The following is a 15,669-nucleotide window of genomic DNA, read 5'->3' as shown; positions in this document are numbered from 1 at the left end:
CCCAGCACACTCGATCACGCCGCCCCGACACCGCCGCGGCCATCGTCATGAATGACCGGGGCTAGGGCAATGCAGGGGAACTGGGTCACCTGTCGGCGGAGGGGCGACCCCTCCGCCCTCGCGCTCCCGTAGGTCTAGCGGTGCCCCCGGCTGGATTCGAACCAGCGACACCTTCTTTAGGAGGCTGTGCCGTCACGGCAAGGCTGCGGGAGACCACCGGAACTAGCGGGGACAACCGTGTCAACGGGACCCGGCCGGGGTGGTCGGCCCGGTTGTCGTACGGACGAAACCCGGGCGAGTGCCCACGGAGATCCATCACCCCGATAGCGGAGCAGAGAAGAGCTCGGAGAGGTTCGGTCAAGGCCCCGGTCATCGCGAAGGCTCGTGCCGCATGTCCGGGAGGACATACCTGGACCACGCGAACACCTGGGCCTTGACGGGTTCTCGTAGAGGTCGGATCGTCGCCCGCCGGGGGGATGGAGCGAACCGAACCTTCAACGGATGCTGCGCCGCTGCCAAGCGCGCGGAGGTGGGGGTGCGCGGAGGGCGAGGAACGAGCCCGGAGCGCGGGGGTCCCTACCGGAGCGCGCGCCGGCGGCGTGCGCGCGGGCCGGAGGCCCGCCTTGAGACAGTAGGGAAAGTCATCACAGGTTCAACTCGTGCTCCACACAGCCGAGACCCCGGCGGCTGCCCGTCAGGCCCGAAGTCCGTGTGCGTCGGAGTCTGGGTTCGCCTGGCCAGGGCGCAATGTCACGGTCTGCGCTCGAAGGCGTCTCGAAGGTACTGCGCGTCACCGTGAGATAGGTCCTTGTCCACGTTGGAGGATGGACTACGCTGTGGGTCTGAAGTGGCAGGCGTGCGACTTGGCCGGGGAGGCTGGTGCTGGTGAAAGAGACAATGCTGTCTAATGCGTCAATCGCGGACTATGCAGTCCGTATCGGTGAGCATCACCAGATCTATGACTCCGGAAAGGCCGACCTGGATCTTCTCTTGGAGGTCCTTGGTGGCATCAAGGAGTACTCCGACGGGCCAGAGTCGCTTGAGGTGCGTGACGTTGGAGACTTCACTGTCTTCATTCCGCACTTCACGTCTGCTAGGCGAGACCGCTTCACCGTGGCGCATGAGTTGGGCCACTATTTTCTCCATTACCGGCTCCCTGGGCTGTCTGGCTCCAAGAGCTTCAATCGTGGAGGGCGTAATCGCGTCGAGACCGAGGCGAATGTATTTGCGTCGGCGCTCTTGATGCCGCCGACGCAGTTCCAGCAGGTTTGGGCTGAGCAGGATGGCGACGAGTGGCATGTGGCTGGACATTTCGACGTTTCCCCAGCTGCGGCTGGTGTTCGCGCCCAAGTGCTAACCCTTTCGCGCTAAATGGCCCTGTTTGAGGGGTCGCGACTATTCTTGTCTTGCGACATCACGGGATCCACGGCCTTCAAGCAAAAGCCGGACCCCGATCCTGCGTCGCCTTGGCAGAAGGTGTTTCTTCAGTTCTACCGTGAGTTTCCCCAAGAAATTTATGCTCAGCAGACTGCGCTGGAAGTAACAGACTTGGTGTTTAGTCTCTGGAAAGCCGTAGGTGACGAACTCATCTTCACCTGCGACGTGACCAGCGAGATTGACATATATCGGGCGACTCAAGTTTGGGCTGCTGTCCTGACGGAGTACAAGGCAAAGAGCCTCGATGACACGGGGTTGGGCGTTAAGGGTGGAGTCTTTCTGGCCACCTTCCCCGGTCCAGATTCCGAGTCCAGCATCCCACGCTTGCCCGTGGATGAACGTTCCGGTCAAGATGTCGTGATTCTGAACCATGAGACCGTTTCGGCGAGGCGCGCTGAATCGAAATACTTGTATGATTTTTTTGGCCCAAGTATTGATACTGGATTTCGAGTTCTGAGCAAGTGTAGTGAGCGCTACATGACCTTGTCGCTAGAGGTTGCGTATGCGCTCGGCTCACTTCATTGCACGCCCGGGCCAGATAAGGGCAAATATCAGAGCCGGAATCTGCTCATGCTTGACAACCTAGAACTTAAAGGCGTGTGGAGCGGGAATCCCTATCCACTGTTTGCCATTGATTTGCAGAGCGGTTCAGGGGTCAACACGGCCCTGCGTAAGTTCAGTTCAGCCCAACATGATGTCGACTTGATTCATGACTTGTGCGAGGCTTGTTATACGAGCGATGCGTGGCCCTTCAAGATGTATCTCCCCAACTCAAAGAACGGCCACTTCAATAAGCGTCCAGTCGACCCGTTAGCGGCCTATATGGCACAAGCAAGGCAGGCTGAGGAAGGCGCGGAGTCTGTTCCGTCAGAGCCGCAAGGTGCCGATCAGGTCTCATCTGACGCACCTATCTCTTAGGCCGGTCCCCCTGGGTGGCCAGGTAGTAGCTGCCCGAACCATGCTGCCTACCCAAGGGGCGTCTTGTCTGAACAAGACATCCGTATACCTGTTTCGTCAAGTCCTAAGTGAAGCGCCGGGGACAGCTCCACTCCGTCAGGTGATCTGCGTGGTGAAGGTCTTCGTGTGGGTGGTGCCGTTCTCGGCCCACTCGGTGATGACCTCGACGTCGCAGCGACCGCGCGAGGGGAAGCATTGGAAGGCCCGCGAGGAACCGTCGGTGAGGTCGCCAACGGTGACCCAACCTTCCTCATCCGTGTCGACACCGAGATGCACGTGGTCGTCGTCGGAGAGGGTTTTGACCGTGAAGCGCAGCTGTTCGGCCGTGGTGTCGCCCGCATTGGTGATGACCAAGTCGCGTATGACGTGGCGGTATTCCATCTTGCCGCTGCGGGCGTTCACGCCCTTCTGCTCGGTCTGGTGGTCGTGGGTGACGCGCAGCCTCACACCGGCCGGTGCGGTCGGCAGCGGGACCGATTCGAAAGCGTCGAGGTCGTACTCCAGCGCGTCGATGACCTGTCGGGCGAGGTCTCGGGGGTCTTGGTAATTGCCGCACAGGCCTTTGCGCATCAGGTCCTCGCGGAACATGCGCAGCAGTTCCAGCTGCTCGGTGTCGACATCGTTGGGCAGGTCGCCCTTGGAGAAGTAGACGTGGACAGGGATGCCGAGCGAGATCGCGCGGTTGATCTCCTCAGCGGTGCCGGAGATGTCCACGCCGGTGTCGGTGCCGAGCCGGGAGCCGAAGACCGCCACGACGACGTCGGACTTGTCGACGCCCTGGCTGTTGATGATGGCCTGCGCTCGATCACCGAGGATCGGTGTGGAGTGCAGCTCGTAGAGCCATGGCGAGAGGATGAAGCCACGTCCCTTGGCGTGTCTGCCGTTCCACCGGGAGGCCTCGGACAGGATTGCGGTGCGCTCGTCCTGGGTGTCGCCGGGTGAGGCGATGAGCAGCTGGACGGCGGTCGCGGCGAAGGTCATGGGTCGAAGGTAGCGCCTCGCTCCGACAGGCGGTACCGCCGTCGAGATTCCCCGCGGCACCCCGCCCTTAGCCCCGACCGACGCCTCGGACCCGCGTGATCTAACCGTCTGTCCCGGCGGAGTGGCCACGCGCTAAACGTTCAGTGGCGCGCAGATGGCTTGTGGACACTCGTCCTGCAGGCGGTGCGGGGCTGTGCTGTCATGAGGTCGCGAGCAGGGGTCTGCAAAGCAACCGCCCGCGCTCTGTTCGCCAAAGATGCGTAGTGCGCTGTGCGCTGCGTACCGTTGTTGATGGGGCATCCATCCGTCAACTGATCAGCAGGGAGTGTGTTCGTCATGGTGGCATTCAACGTTTCGTCTCTGGCCGGCGCAGTGTCGGCGGACATCGTCAACACGGAGGGACTGAAGGGGGAGCTCTTCGGTCTGCTCGGCATCGGGATCATTGCCGTGGGACTCGTGGCGCTCTTCGCTTTCGGCACGAAGAAGTCGGGTGTGCGCGACCTGCTCTCGACGCTGGGTGGCGTCCTGATCGTCTTCCTCATCGTCGGCATGGCCGGGCTGGTCGGCACGGACAGCGGCCGCGAGATGGTCTCCGCCATCTTCAACCTCTGAGGTGCGTTGTCGTGCGACTGACGACGGATGACCGGGTGTGGAGATTTCAGGGGCGCTTGGTCGAGGTGGATGGCATCGAGATTCCGATGCACCCGCGCTACGTGGCCGTGTTCATCTTCTTGGTCCTGGCTCCGGTCTTGGCCCTCGTGTTCTCGCCGCTGGGGTGGTTCCTCGCGGCTGTCTCTGGAGCGGTCTTCGGCGGGATCGGGTCGTGGGTCCTGGCCGACTTCGTCACCGGCGAAGTCCCCTTCGGGGCATGGGTGCGAATCATCCGATCCGAAGTGGAGGCACGGCGCAGGTTCCGACGTGACCGGCTCGACCAACACGCAAAGGCGGGTGACCTCCGATGAAGTTTGGACGTTCGCAACAGAAGGTGCCGAAGGGCGCCGGTCTGGACGTTTCCCTGCCCAGGTCCTACGACTGGCAGCTGACCGGGATCTCGGGGCACGTCACGACAGCTCGAGGTGAGGTGCGGGCCTGGTACGTCTTGCGTGAGGTGGACTGGGAGTTCCTCTCCACCGACCAGCGGGAAGCGCACATCTTCAACGCCGGCCGCGTGCTCGCTGGATTGGCGGGGCGCAGCGTGCACGAGCGTGTGTCTTCGATGCCTTTCGCCGCGTCGATGTGGGCGGCAGCCCTGGACGCGGGGACCCCCAGCCCCGTCGATGACGCAGCGTGGCGCGAATACCTCTCCGGCGGTCAAAGGGTGCTGGCCTCCAGGTCGTTGTCGGCAACCCCGGTCCTGTGGGGCGTGTCCGTGGGCAACGAATCGACGGTGGCGCGCTTCCTTGCCGGCTTGGGCAAGGGCGACCGGGCGGGCCGCGCGGCTGACCGGTTGAGCTCGGACATCGAGAATCTCGATGCGCTCATGGAGCCCCTCGGGCGGCCGGCCACCCAGCGCGAGGTGGAGTGGCTCGTCTCGCGGTCGCGTGGCCTTGGCCTGCCGAACCCTTCGCCGTCGTGGGTTGCTGGGGCCGAGCCGGTGGACGTCTTCGATCTGGCCGGCGTGATGGATCAGGTCGAGATCCACCCGGGCCCGATCGGTTCACGAACGGTCCGGCTCGTGGGTTCGCCGGACCGGTCCAAGACTGCCGAGCCGGTCGAGACGTACGTGGCCGTCCTGTCCATGGCTCGGATGGAGGACCGCTCCATCCCTGAGACCTCACCGCCCTGGGCGGCCTACGCCCGCCGTTTCGGAGGCTTCGAGATGTCCTCGCACTTCCTCGTGCGCGACGGTCGGAGCGCGGCCAAGGACGTGGAGAAGCGGTTGCAGCTGATCCATGACCAGAAGGACCAGTTCCAACGGGTCGACTCCCGGATGGAACCGCCGATGCTCGGGCAGGCGCACAAGGCCGCGCGGGCCATGAAGCACGAGATGGAAGAGGGGTACGGCACCGAGTCGACCCGCGTCTACGCGTACGTGCGCTTCGCCGTCGCCGGCCCCACGAGCAAGGCCGCTCTGGAACGCGCCCAGGGCTTGATCAAGCACTACGAGGCGGAGCGGATCGACCTGAAGTTCATGCGCAACGTCGAGGGCGCCTACCGGGAGTTCGTACCGGGCGAGGACATCTCGACCACGGCACATCTGCGGCACATGCCCGTGGTGACCTATGCGGCGGGACTACCCAACGTCTCCAGCCGCCTCGGCGATCGTGAGGGGCACCTGATCGGCACGACGGTCGGCGCGGGCGGTCACCCCTTCATCTGGGACATGCACCAGGGCATGGAGCGATTCTCGCGATCGGGCCTGACCCCGCTGGTCTCCGGGCTGGGCGGTGGCAAGTCCACGCTGATGGGCCTGTTCGCAGCACTGGAGACGCTCTCGAACGTCTCGACCACGGTCTTCGACCCTTCCGGGCCGCTGGCACGCATCACGAAGTGGGAGCCGATCGCGCACGTCTCCAAGTCGTTGAACCTCCTCGACGCGGCAGAGGGGACGTTGTCCCCCTTCGGCGTGGTGATCGATCCGTCGCTCGAGTCGGTCGAGGCAGACGACTCGGTCCAGGAGAAGCTGCGCAGTCTGTCGACGCGAAGGGAGCGCGGCGAGTACCTCGAGCAGAAGTGGCGCGACGCGCAACAGGTGGCACGCATGGAACGTTCCGCGCTGGCCCTCGACGCGATGCGCAGCATCCTTCCCACGGGCGTCATGTCCGGGGCGATGACCGAGGTTCTCTTGTCGCGGGCGCTCGCACAGCAGCCGAGCCGGCAGGACGGGTCACTGGCCGACGTCGTCGAGCTCCTCGCTGATCGGTCGCTCTTCCCCGAGGACATGTCGCGCACTCTCTACGAGAGCCTGCGCCAGATGATGGAGCACCCTCGCACGCGGCTGTTCTTCAACCCGGGTTCCCAGACGCAGTCATCGTCCCGGCTGCTCGTCATCACCTTGCCCGGCATGAGCCTGCCGAAGCAGGAGACCGAGCGGTCCTCCTGGTCAGTCGACGAACGGCTGTCCGTGGCTGTCCTCAATCTCGCCGCGCAGTTCGCGTCGTCGCGCATCTACTCCGGCGGGATGAACGAACGGAAGTTCGTCGGCCTCGACGAGGCGCACCGCCTCTCGGAGTGGGCCTCCGGGCGCAACCTCTTCGCCCGCCTCGAGCGGGACAGCCGGAAGTGGAACGCGCGCATCGTCACCAGCTCGCAGGACCGCCACACAGCGCTCTCCGCTCAGTCGGCGTCCAAGGCCCTGATCAGTGACGCCTTCATCGGTGCCCTGGACGACCCCGACCAGCAGGAGGACGCACTTCGCCTCATCGGGGTGAAAACCGGGGTCGGGTACGAGCGGACCCTGGGCAACCTCCGTTCCCCCGAGGGCACGCCCGAGAGCGCGGAATACCGCGACTTCGTCGCGCGGATCAACGGCAAGGTCGGCCGCTTCCGTGTGAACCGGGACTTGCTTCCCGGCCTCTGGGAGCTGCTCGACACCCGGCCCAAGGGCCAGGACCGGCGCGACGCCGGTGGGGTTGCCAGCGAACTGGAGTGGGTCTGATGCGCACTGCATCCCGTGCCTTGTGGATTCTCCTCGTCGCCACGTTGGCGATGCTCGCCTGGGGCGCCTCGCCAGCGGCAGCTGCGCCCGACCCCTTCGGTTGCGAAACGGCACCAGTCGCCGAGGGGCCCACCGATGGCCTCGGCGGTTGGCTCCTGCCTGCCCCCGACGCTCCACCGACCACCGTGGACCCGACCTCGGGAACCAGCCTGCTGCAGAATCACGGCGTCGCCGGGCTGTCGTGGTTCTCGTTCGACGATGACTGCGACTTCGGAACCGGGGGGAGTGACCGACAAACCGGCCGAGGTGACAGACGGCATCGCCTCGACCGTCTTCCTCCCGGCGGTCCTCTCCGCCGGTGCGACCGTCTCGGCCGGCAACGCGTTCGGCAACCCTGACTGGCTCGACTTCCTCGACCCCGTCCTGCAGCACACCTCGACGGCGATGGCCAAGGCCTTCACCGAGCCGTTGATGCCGATGTTCATCCTCGTCGCCGCACTTTCCGGCCTCGTCTTCGCTGCTCGTCGCCAGATCAGCAAGACCCTGCGAGTGTTGGCGTACGTCCTCATCGGCCTGTGCGTCGTCGGACTGACCGTGGGCTGGCCGATCAAGGCGGCCAAGGCAACCGATGACACCGTCTCCGCAGTCGTCCTGACCGGGCAGCAGAACATCATCAGCGGCAAGGACAAGGAGCCATCGCAAGCCGATCGGGAGCAGCCGGGCGCTGTCTTCGTCGGCCCGCTGTACAAGGCCTTGGTGTGGGACGTCTGGCTCCGGGGACAACTCGGCTCCGACGACTCTGCCGTGGCCCAGAAGTACGGGTACCAGCTCTACGCCTCCCGCACGCTGACCTACGCGGAGCAGCAGGAGGTCAACCGCGATCCCAGCGGGGCCGGTAAGAAGATCTACGAGCAGAAGAAGAAGGACTTCAAGGACGTCGCCGGCAAGATCAAGGACGAGGACCCCAGCGCGTACCACAACCTGACGAACTCGAACTTCGGTCAGCGCATGGGGCTGGCTATCGGCGGGTCCCTCGTCGCGCCGATGGCTTTCTCACTGCCCTTCCTCGCCTTCGTGCTGCTCCTGCTCTGCTTCCTCTACTGGCGCTTCACCGTGATCCTGGGCCCGATGCTCGGTGCCGTGATGGCGATGATGCCCTCCGTCGCACGGTCCGTCGCCCGCAAGCTGGGCGCGGTGGTGCTCAACACCGTGATCTTCGGCCTGGGCGCTGCCGTTTACATCGCCCTGGCGCGGTACATCACGACCGCGGACGAACTCCCCTTCGGCTGGCAATGCCTGTGCATCGCCGTGCTCACACTCGTTGGATGGATCGTGCTCCACCCCGTGCGGGCGCTGACCCGATTCACATCGCTGAACCTGCCCGGCGCAGATGGCTCGCAAGCATCCGGCGCCCTGAACGTGGCCAAGACCGTCCTGACCATCGCCGCCGGCAACGCTCTGGGCAACCGGGGCGAGGAGGACGAGGAAGAAGATCAGCAAGGGGAACCGAGCGACGACGCCAATCGTCCACGTACGCGGTCCACACATCAGTGGAACGACACCGGCCCGCGGGAATTGACGACTTCGCCGCATCCGAGCGAGACGGACGCCGCCAGCGAGCCCACGGTCAACCGCATGCCCACCGAACCGCCGACCTCCCAACCTGTCGACCACGACGTCGTGAGCGACCGTGAGACCGCCACTGGCGAGGAGCGCCACCGGCAGCCCGTCGACGTCGTGCCCTCGGTCGTCGTATACGCGGATGATATGCCCGAGACCGTGGATGGTGGCCACATGCCCGAGTCGAGCAGCCTCGGACAGACCCCCGCCCCTGTGGTGGTCATCGAGGACAGGGCCGTCGAGCCTGTTGAACAGATCATCTCGGTGGAAGCCCCGCCTGTTGAGCCGGGACCAAGACGCTACGACGACGACGGCACCTCGGTCATTGAGTCGCCGGGCAACCCCGACGAGGCGGGCTGGGTCTTCTACGACGCTTCCACCAAGTCGTTCGTGACTACCAATGGCCTGGATGACGAAGAGCGAGGCGAAGCGCCATGACGCGGATCGGGCCCGTGGCCCGACTGACACTGGTCGCGGTCGCTCTCGTCGCGGCTGTGGTCGTCACCCGGTGGGCACCACCGTCGGAGGGCACCTCCGGTGCAACCGTGGAGCCAGCGACCGCATCCTCGTCGTCGGCGACTGTGGAACCGACCCCCACGACCTCCCAGCGCAACTCGTCAGCGGTTGAGCCGTGGGAGAAGACGGCGCGCTCCTTCGCAAATCGCTACAGCAACACGAAGGGGGGCAGGTCCAGCTGGCTGAAGCGCTTGAGGCCACTCGTCAGTGACCGTGTCTACGCCAGCCTGAAGACGATCCGACTCGAGAACCTGCCGACCGGGTCCGTGGGCGCCGGTGAAGTCCACTCACGTGCTGAGGTTGGGGGAGTCATGCGATTCCCCCTTCGCGGTGGGTCGATTGGCGGCGTGGACGTCACGGTGTCGGCGACGGACCAAGGGACTTTGCGCGTGACCGACTTCGCTCCAGTCACGGATCGCGAGGTGTCGTGATGGATCCCTGGGTCGTTGGCGCTCAACTGGCATGGCGGAACCGCGGACTCATTGTGAGCTTGCTCGTCGCCCTGGGCGTCGTGGCCTGGTTGTTCCTCATCTTGGTGGCGGCAGCCGCAACGGGTGGCTTCTCGTCCGCCGATGAGGTTCCGGCCGGGGACACCTCGATCACCTGCGTCGGTGCGTCCCCGAAGGGTGTGGGACTTTCTCAGGAGCAGGCAGACAACGCCGCGAAGATCATCGCCGTGGCCAAACGGCTGAAAGTCTCGACACGAGGCCAAGTCGTCGCAATCGCCACAGCACTGCAGGAGAGTTCGTTGCGGAACCTCGACCACGGTGACCGCGACTCGCTTGGCCTGTACCAGCAACGCCCCAGCCAGGGGTGGGGCTCAGCTTCGGAGATCCAAGACGTGGTGCAGTCCACTGAGGCGTTCTTCGGCCGGGCGATGCACACGGACAACCCTGGGCTCCTCGACGTACAGGGCTGGGAGAAGATGCCGATCACTGTTGCCGCACAGGCGGTCCAAGGGTCCGCGTTCCCAGCCGCCTACGCCCAGCAGGAGTCCACGTCTGTGGCGATCGTCGAGGCTGCCAGCGGCGACACCGGTCTCTGCGCGGAAGTCTCGGTCGGCGGCGCCGGGAAGTGGAAGGCGCCTCTGCCGTCGAACGGGCTCGTGCCGTCGTCTCCCTTCGGCATGAGGGTTCACCCGATCACGCACGTCGCGAGGATGCACGAAGGGACCGACTTCGCAGCGCCCGAAGGGATGCCGATCTCATGCATGAGCAGCGGCCAGGTCGTGCACGCAGGCTCGATGGGCGGATACGGCAAGCTCGTCATCATCGACCACGGAGGTGGCGTCACCACGCGATATGCCCACATGAGCAGCTTCAACGTGGAGGTGGGGCAGAAGGTCAAGGCGGGAGAACGCATCGGTGCCGTGGGGAACACCGGCCAGTCGAGTGGCGCTCACCTGCACCTCGAGGTCCGGGTGCGCGAGCAGGCGGTAGATCCGTTGCCGTGGTTGAAGGACAAGGGCCTGGATCTGATCGGGAAGGAGTCCTGATGTGGGCGAATGTGCGCCGATACGCTGGGGCGATGACGAAGGGTGACGAGGCCAAGTTGCTGGAGCGCGCACGCTCTGCCTCTGAAGAGGTCGAAGCGCTGGAGGCATCCTTGGCCGCGGCCCTGGAGCAGCGCAACGCGCTCTTCTTGGAGATCGCCTCGCAGGGAGTCTCGGCCAGCCGGATCAGCGCGGCAGTCGGCGGCAGGCTCGGCACGAGCGGTGTCCGGTACGGGATTCTGAAGGCTCAGCAGTCGCGCTGAGGAGCTGATGAGTGTGCGCAGCGTGCCGAGGTATCCGGAAGTCCGGGAAGACGGCTCGATGTGGGTCCCGCTCGCTCCGCCGCCAGCACCTAAGTATCGCCAGCTCTCGCAGTGCGACACCGGCGTCGTCGGAATCCGGGCGGCCCTGTCGTACTCGACCGAGTGGCTACTGGACTTGCGGGTCTTCACGGATCCCTACGAGGAAAGGGCTAGAGATCTCAAGTGGGTGGTTCAGCTGTGCGGCGAAGGAGCGTGGCATGACTTCGTTCGGCATGGAAAGCACCCCGATCCGAAGGAACTTGTCGTAGCGTCTGTGCGCCTCGTGTTTCTAGTTGACGGTACAGCGCTTGAGGCAGGTTTCTAGAAGCAGGCAAGCGAGCGTGGGGCCCCATGGTTTAGGGTTCCCTTACCTGAGGAGGGATAGTGTGGGCTTGGCGACGGGTGGATGTGTCATAGAGACACAGTGAGGTCAACGAGTGCGATGAACGCTCGAAGTGGCGTAGCTGGTAGCCATAGGGGTAACTGTAGAAGGGCCTGGTCTTGTGTGGCTGCCCCGGGACGTAAGAGCGGAGGAAGCATTGCATCGGAAGGAAATTCACCCGTGATTCCCCTTATTGATGTCCTCGCTCCAGTCCTAGGGGGCCTGCCAGAAAGGGACTGGTGGCCGACGTGCTCGCCTGGGTGCCCCCCTTCTGAACCGTCACGAGTTTGATGCCGCTTCCTTATGAGTCAAGGAGGATGAGTACATGCCTAAGAAGGTGGACCCTGCCCTGAAGGATCGGGCGCTTCGGATGGTCGCTGAACATCGTGCCGACTACGGCTCGACCACTGCGGTGGCCAAGGCCGTGGCTGACCAGCTCGGGATCGGCAAGGAGACCGTGCGGCGGTGGGTCGTCCAGGCCGATATCGACGCCGGGGACCGGCCCGGGGTGACCAGCGAGGAGTCGGCTGAGATCAAGCGACTGAAGGTGGAGAACCGTCGGCTGCGTAACCCCGCCAGCCCCGCAGAATCCCAGCCCTACAACTACGTCGGCTGCAACCCCACCAACCACACCGACCCCACGGGAGCATTCAGCAGCGATTGCGGATGGTCGGTAGTTGGTGGCCTATTCGGCACGGCGGCACTCGTGTACACAGCTGGCCCTGCGGTGGCTTCGGGTTGGGGTGCGTTCTTCTGGGTCGGGGGAATTGTGTTCACGGCCTATACGTGGCAGTCGGCTATCGAAGATTGCGGCTGGTTCGACTGATGATCGGCTGGAAAGCAAACTATGTCTCTGATCGCCACAGGCTGTTGGGAAGGGCATTAGTCCTGCTCGGGTTTTCGGTATTGGTGGTTGTGGTCGTGCTCGCTGCCGCCACAACGCCTCGGGTCGCTATAGTCGTTCTTATCCTTTCTGTCGTTCCTTTGATGCTGCTCGCCGTCGGCGTAAACCAAGAAGTGCGCCGAAGTAAGGACCAGTCTGGAGATGTGTAGGGCCGCCCGCACTTTGGCGCGATCATCACGGCGAGCCTAGGGCCGTACCGGCGATGGAACAGGCTGTGCGTGAAGGAAAGCTGAGTAGATATGGCTCGCACCTCAATGGTGTTGCTGGCACCGGTGCGCCGCTTTAGGAGGTGGGATGGCGACAGACAAAGGCAAGCAAGGCGGCGAGTTTCGACGTTTCGCGTTGTTGTTGATCGCGCTTTCGGGGTGGCTCGTCGTTCAAGCTGTGTTGCCAGAGGGTGGCTGGTCGGCAGCAGTGCGCGTGGCATTCATCGTCATTTGCTGGGGAGTTGCTGTTTGGTGGTTCTGGTCCTGATTCAAAGATCGCATGAAGTGAGGTGTGATGTTGCCTAAGGTGTCAGATCGCAAACCGATTCCCGTTCTTCCCGGAGAGCGAAAGGATCCCCTGGGAGATGATCGGCGAATGCGAATGTCTTTCGCGATGGTTGCGCTGTTGGCGATGTGTGCGGCGGTATCAGTCGTTGTGGTGTCGCGCGATTCAGCGAACCCCTACCCCTTTGCTCTGCTGGTGCTGGGAGTATCTCTCATAGGGGGTCTGACCACTCTAATTATTGCGCTAGGGGCCATGAGACGAATTCGATCCGGTCGCGGCTTGGTGAAGGGAGATCCTCTGCGGAAGCAAGGCGTTGATCCGCTCACTACGACGAGTGGTGACGGGCCAGCGCCGTGACCACCAGCGCCTTGAGTCCGCGGGAGGCCAAGCCACGGAGTGCAACGGCGGCGAACGCATCCTGCGTGGGTGGCACCACCCAGACCACCAACAACAAACAACATTCGTCGCGCCTGACGGCCTCGTGCTAGAGAAGGTCGAGCCGGATGGGAAAGGATTATTACGACGCCCTTAGGGGGTGGTGCGACGAGTCGCGGGTTCCATCGAGGCCACACCTTCCCGTCTTCCCCTCTTGGCAGAGTCCTCAACCCTCTTCAACGAGACGGGTGTGCGGTGACGATCGTCAACCGCGACATCGAGACAGCCTTGCTTGGGGGACGGCCCGGTGGCGTCCTGATCTGGGCTTGAAGGGTGCCTGAGCGGTGATGTCCAGTGAGTGCGCGGGCAACTTGCTCATGGGGTGAGATTGCTGGGCGCTTGACTGCCGTCGACCCGCGACGCGGGGACCCACACTCCTGGAAGGTGGTGGGTCGCTCTACGTGTGTTGAACCGAGGTACATGCTCGCGCTCGTACTGCGGCCGTCTCCAGTTGGATGGTGGCATGCTCGAAGGAAACGGGAAAGTGCTCCTTCACGCACGAAGTGATCTGCTCCAGAATCTGTGGTGCGTGGCCCGACTCGAAGCACTCGTCGTCGATCACGACGTGCGCGGAGATGACGGGCAGGCCAGTGCCGATCGTGGAGGCGTGCAGGTCGTGGACCTCACGAATATGCTCCAGCTCAAGGATGTGTGTCCGCACGGCGTCCAGGTCGACGTCCTTCGGGGTGAACTCCATCAGCACCCGCACGGTCTCGCGTAAGAGCTTGTATGCGCGGGGGAGGATCAAGGCCGCGATGAACAGCCCGGCGATGGTGTCCGCTCGTTGGAACCCTGTGGTGGCGATCACGATGGCGGCCACGATCACCCCGAGGGAACCCAGTGCGTCGTTGAGCACTTCGAGGAATGCCGCGCGCATGTTGAAGTTCGCGTCGCGGCTGGAGGACAGGACCACCATCGCGGTGATGTTGGCCGCGAGTCCGATGATGCCGAAGAGCAGCAGTTCCCTGGCTTGGACCTCCGTGGGCTCAACCAGTCGGCGGACCCCTTCGATGGCCGCGTAAGAACCCACCAGCAGCAGCAACGCCGCTTGGCCTAGGGCAGCGACGATCTCGATTCGCGCGAAGCCCCACGTGCGCTGGCTGCTGGGGGGTCGCAGCATCATGGTGGCCGCGATGACCGCGACCAGCAGGCCGGTGGAGTCCGATAGGGCGTGGGCGGTGTCCGTCAGCAGCGCCAGGCTGCCGGTGATGACGCTTCCGATCGCCTGCGCGATGACGATGAACGACGTGATGCCAAAGGCAATTAGAAGGCGGTTGCGCAAGCCGCTGCCCGCTTGCCCATGTGGCGGGCTGTGGTGGTGGTCGGATCCCATCAGACCTCCTCGGTGGCAAGTTGGTCGTGGTCACGGTGCTCGCGCAGGGACAACGACGCGCCCGACGCTGCCAGTAGCGCATCCGCGCTTTCGAACAGGTCAGACAGTCGGGACGGATCGGTCAACGAGATCCACGACGCGCGGCCCTCGGTCCGCACCCTCACCAGCCCGCAGTCCCGCAGGCACGCCAAGTGCTTGCTCACCGTCGACTGAGCAAGGTGCATGTGGTCGACCAGGTCACGGACCCGATGTTCCCCGCTGGAGAGGTGCTTCAGGAGCGCCAAGCGCGTGGGCTCGGCCAAGGCGTGGAACAAGGCAGCGCAGGCGTCAGACACCTCTATTGCAGCTGGATTTTCATGGCGGCTATTGATCGTCATAGAGCGATGCTAGCGCCATGAAACGATGAGTTGGTGCCCATTGCCCCGGTTGGCCCATAGGTCAGTTAGCAATGTATGGTCACTGCGTGATGAACAGTGCTGCTCGACTGGACGTGCTCAATCGATTGGGTAGGGCGATGGCGGATCCGACTCGAGCGCGGATCTTGGTGTCGTTGTTGCAGGAGGCGAGCTATCCGGCGCAGCTGGCCCGGGATCTTGGACTGAGCCGTACGAATGTCTCGAATCATCTGGCCTGTCTGCGCGGCTGCGGGATCGTGGTCACCGCACCGGAGGGACGTCGCACCCGGTATGAGATCGCCGACGCGCATCTGACTCGGGCGTTGGAGTCGTTGATGGACGTGGTCTTGGCGGTCGACGACGGGGTTCCCTGCATGGATGCGGACTGCGATGTACCGCTGTGCTGCGGAGCCACGCCTCCACTCACCCTCGATGAGAAGAGTGAGGTCGCGCGATGAGCGATGCATGCTGTGGGGTCTCTGACGAGCCGGTGCCCGAGGATCTCGCTCCGTGGTGGCGTGATCAGGCCCTGGCGCTGCCAGCCGCCGCTGGAGTGCTGTGGTTGACCGGGTTGCTGCTGGGAGTGGGCGGCTCCGAGGGCATGAGCGTGCTGTCCTACGCGGTCGGCTTGGCTGCAGGTGCTTGGACGTTTGCTCCGGCTGCGATCCGTCGCCTGGTCACGGGGCGTGGGCAGGGCCGGTTGGGTGTGGGCCTGCTGATGACGATCGCCGGTACGGGGGCCGTCCTGCTGGGGCACGTGGGCGAGGCGGCAGCCTTGGCTTTTTTGGCTCTCCTGACGCTTCCGTGGGTGTTCTGGCGAGCCGT

14 protein-coding genes, 1 tRNA gene and 2 pseudogenes are annotated in these 15,669 nt (G+C 64.2%); 12 read left to right on the top strand and 5 right to left on the bottom strand.

Annotated features, from left to right (window positions below):
• Window positions 1-141 precede the first annotated feature (141 nt).
• Both ABC138_RS17010 and ABC138_RS17005 read right to left on the bottom strand, forming a co-directional pair.
• Window positions 142-199, bottom strand: a tRNA-Ser gene (locus tag ABC138_RS17010).
• A 713-nt stretch (window positions 200-912) separates the two neighbouring features.
• Window positions 913-1,350 carry a hypothetical protein gene (locus tag ABC138_RS17005; protein WP_345914414.1) on the bottom strand — a complete coding sequence of 146 codons (438 nt, stop codon included), beginning with the start codon at window positions 1,348-1,350 and terminating at the stop codon, window positions 913-915.
• A gap of 21 nt (window positions 1,351-1,371) precedes the next feature.
• On the opposite strand from ABC138_RS17005, the gene ABC138_RS17000 reads away from it, so the two are divergent.
• A complete protein-coding gene (locus tag ABC138_RS17000; RefSeq protein WP_345914413.1) occupies window positions 1,372-2,355 on the top strand; it encodes a hypothetical protein in 984 nt (327 codons plus the stop codon).
• A gap of 135 nt (window positions 2,356-2,490) precedes the next feature.
• Here ABC138_RS17000 and ABC138_RS16995 read toward each other — a convergent pair whose 3' ends face one another.
• The gene (locus tag ABC138_RS16995; RefSeq protein ID WP_345914412.1) at window positions 2,491-3,375 is read right to left on the bottom strand and encodes a DUF4062 domain-containing protein; all 885 of its coding nucleotides are present in this window, start codon (window positions 3,373-3,375) and stop codon (window positions 2,491-2,493) included.
• A 339-nt stretch (window positions 3,376-3,714) separates the two neighbouring features.
• On the opposite strand from ABC138_RS16995, the gene ABC138_RS16990 reads away from it, so the two are divergent.
• The 9 genes and pseudogenes from ABC138_RS16990 (at window position 3,715) to ABC138_RS16950 (ending at window position 12,663) form a co-directional block, all read left to right on the top strand.
• Window positions 3,715-3,987, top strand: a complete 273-nt coding sequence (locus ABC138_RS16990; RefSeq protein ID WP_345914411.1) for a hypothetical protein — start codon at window positions 3,715-3,717, stop codon at window positions 3,985-3,987.
• An 11-nt stretch (window positions 3,988-3,998) separates the two neighbouring features.
• Window positions 3,999-4,337 (top strand): hypothetical protein, encoded by a 339-nt coding sequence (locus tag ABC138_RS16985; RefSeq protein WP_345914410.1) that lies wholly within the window; start codon window positions 3,999-4,001, stop codon window positions 4,335-4,337.
• Window positions 4,334-6,973, top strand: coding sequence for an ATP-binding protein (locus ABC138_RS16980; RefSeq protein WP_345914409.1), 2,640 nt, complete (start codon window positions 4,334-4,336; stop codon window positions 6,971-6,973). The genes ABC138_RS16985 and ABC138_RS16980 overlap by 4 nt, the downstream gene beginning before the upstream one ends.
• 285 nt (window positions 6,974-7,258) lie before the next feature.
• Window positions 7,259-9,031 carry a hypothetical protein gene (locus ABC138_RS16975; protein WP_345914408.1) on the top strand — a complete coding sequence of 591 codons (1,773 nt, stop codon included), beginning with the start codon at window positions 7,259-7,261 and terminating at the stop codon, window positions 9,029-9,031.
• Between the two features lie 508 nt (window positions 9,032-9,539).
• A complete protein-coding gene (locus ABC138_RS16970) occupies window positions 9,540-10,604 on the top strand; it encodes a M23 family metallopeptidase (protein WP_345914407.1) in 1,065 nt (354 codons plus the stop codon).
• Window positions 10,605-10,636: 32 nt separating this feature from the next.
• On the top strand, window positions 10,637-10,864 hold the full coding sequence (locus ABC138_RS16965; protein WP_170307595.1) for a hypothetical protein: 228 nt from the start codon (window positions 10,637-10,639) through the stop codon (window positions 10,862-10,864).
• A gap of 13 nt (window positions 10,865-10,877) precedes the next feature.
• Window positions 10,878-11,228, top strand: a complete 351-nt coding sequence (locus ABC138_RS16960) for a hypothetical protein (protein ID WP_345914406.1) — start codon at window positions 10,878-10,880, stop codon at window positions 11,226-11,228.
• Between the two features lie 382 nt (window positions 11,229-11,610).
• Window positions 11,611-11,853, top strand: a pseudogene (locus tag ABC138_RS16955) (phage terminase small subunit-related protein); the annotation flags it as partial.
• 630 nt (window positions 11,854-12,483) lie between these two features.
• A complete protein-coding gene (locus ABC138_RS16950; protein ID WP_345914405.1) occupies window positions 12,484-12,663 on the top strand; it encodes a hypothetical protein in 180 nt (59 codons plus the stop codon).
• Window positions 12,664-13,513: 850 nt separating this feature from the next.
• Here ABC138_RS16950 and ABC138_RS16945 read toward each other — a convergent pair.
• On the bottom strand, window positions 13,514-14,449 hold the full coding sequence (locus ABC138_RS16945) for a cation diffusion facilitator family transporter (RefSeq protein WP_345914404.1): 936 nt from the start codon (window positions 14,447-14,449) through the stop codon (window positions 13,514-13,516).
• Entirely contained in the window at window positions 14,449-14,826 is a 378-nt protein-coding gene (locus ABC138_RS16940) for a metalloregulator ArsR/SmtB family transcription factor (protein ID WP_345914403.1), read from the bottom strand. Before ABC138_RS16940 ends, ABC138_RS16945 begins: the two co-directional genes overlap by 1 nt.
• Before the next feature lie 86 nt (window positions 14,827-14,912).
• On the opposite strand from ABC138_RS16940, the gene ABC138_RS16935 reads away from it, so the two are divergent.
• Together ABC138_RS16935 and ABC138_RS16930 are read left to right on the top strand one after the other, a co-directional pair.
• Window positions 14,913-15,302, top strand: coding sequence for a metalloregulator ArsR/SmtB family transcription factor (locus tag ABC138_RS16935; protein WP_345914402.1), 390 nt, complete (start codon window positions 14,913-14,915; stop codon window positions 15,300-15,302).
• Window positions 15,299-15,669 (top strand): annotated as a pseudogene (locus tag ABC138_RS16930) (hypothetical protein); the annotation flags it as partial. The gene ABC138_RS16935 and the pseudogene ABC138_RS16930, both read left to right, overlap by 4 nt.

This window comes from Janibacter sp. LM (genome assembly GCF_039631275.1).
GTDB classification, from domain to species: Bacteria; Actinomycetota; Actinomycetes; order Actinomycetales; family Dermatophilaceae; genus Janibacter; species Janibacter terrae.
Note: the sequence above shows the minus strand (reverse complement) of the source record. Positions and strands in the feature narration are given on the sequence as shown.

Bases quoted from the DNA above. Each gene is read 5' to 3' on its own strand.
- ABC138_RS16940 (WP_345914403.1), bottom strand. From the start codon at position 14,826: ATGACGATCAATAGCCGCCATGAAAATCCAGCTGCAATAGAGGTGTCT.
- ABC138_RS17000 (WP_345914413.1), top strand. From the start codon at position 1,372: ATGGCCCTGTTTGAGGGGTCGCGACTATTCTTGTCTTGCGACATCACG.
- ABC138_RS16980 (WP_345914409.1), top strand. From the start codon at position 4,334: ATGAAGTTTGGACGTTCGCAACAGAAGGTGCCGAAGGGCGCCGGTCTG.
- ABC138_RS16970 (WP_345914407.1), top strand. From the start codon at position 9,540: ATGGATCCCTGGGTCGTTGGCGCTCAACTGGCATGGCGGAACCGCGGA.
- ABC138_RS16950 (WP_345914405.1), top strand. From the start codon at position 12,484: ATGGCGACAGACAAAGGCAAGCAAGGCGGCGAGTTTCGACGTTTCGCG.
- ABC138_RS16965 (WP_170307595.1), top strand. From the start codon at position 10,637: ATGACGAAGGGTGACGAGGCCAAGTTGCTGGAGCGCGCACGCTCTGCC.
- ABC138_RS16945 (WP_345914404.1), bottom strand. From the start codon at position 14,449: ATGGGATCCGACCACCACCACAGCCCGCCACATGGGCAAGCGGGCAGC.
- ABC138_RS16995 (WP_345914412.1), bottom strand. From the start codon at position 3,375: ATGACCTTCGCCGCGACCGCCGTCCAGCTGCTCATCGCCTCACCCGGC.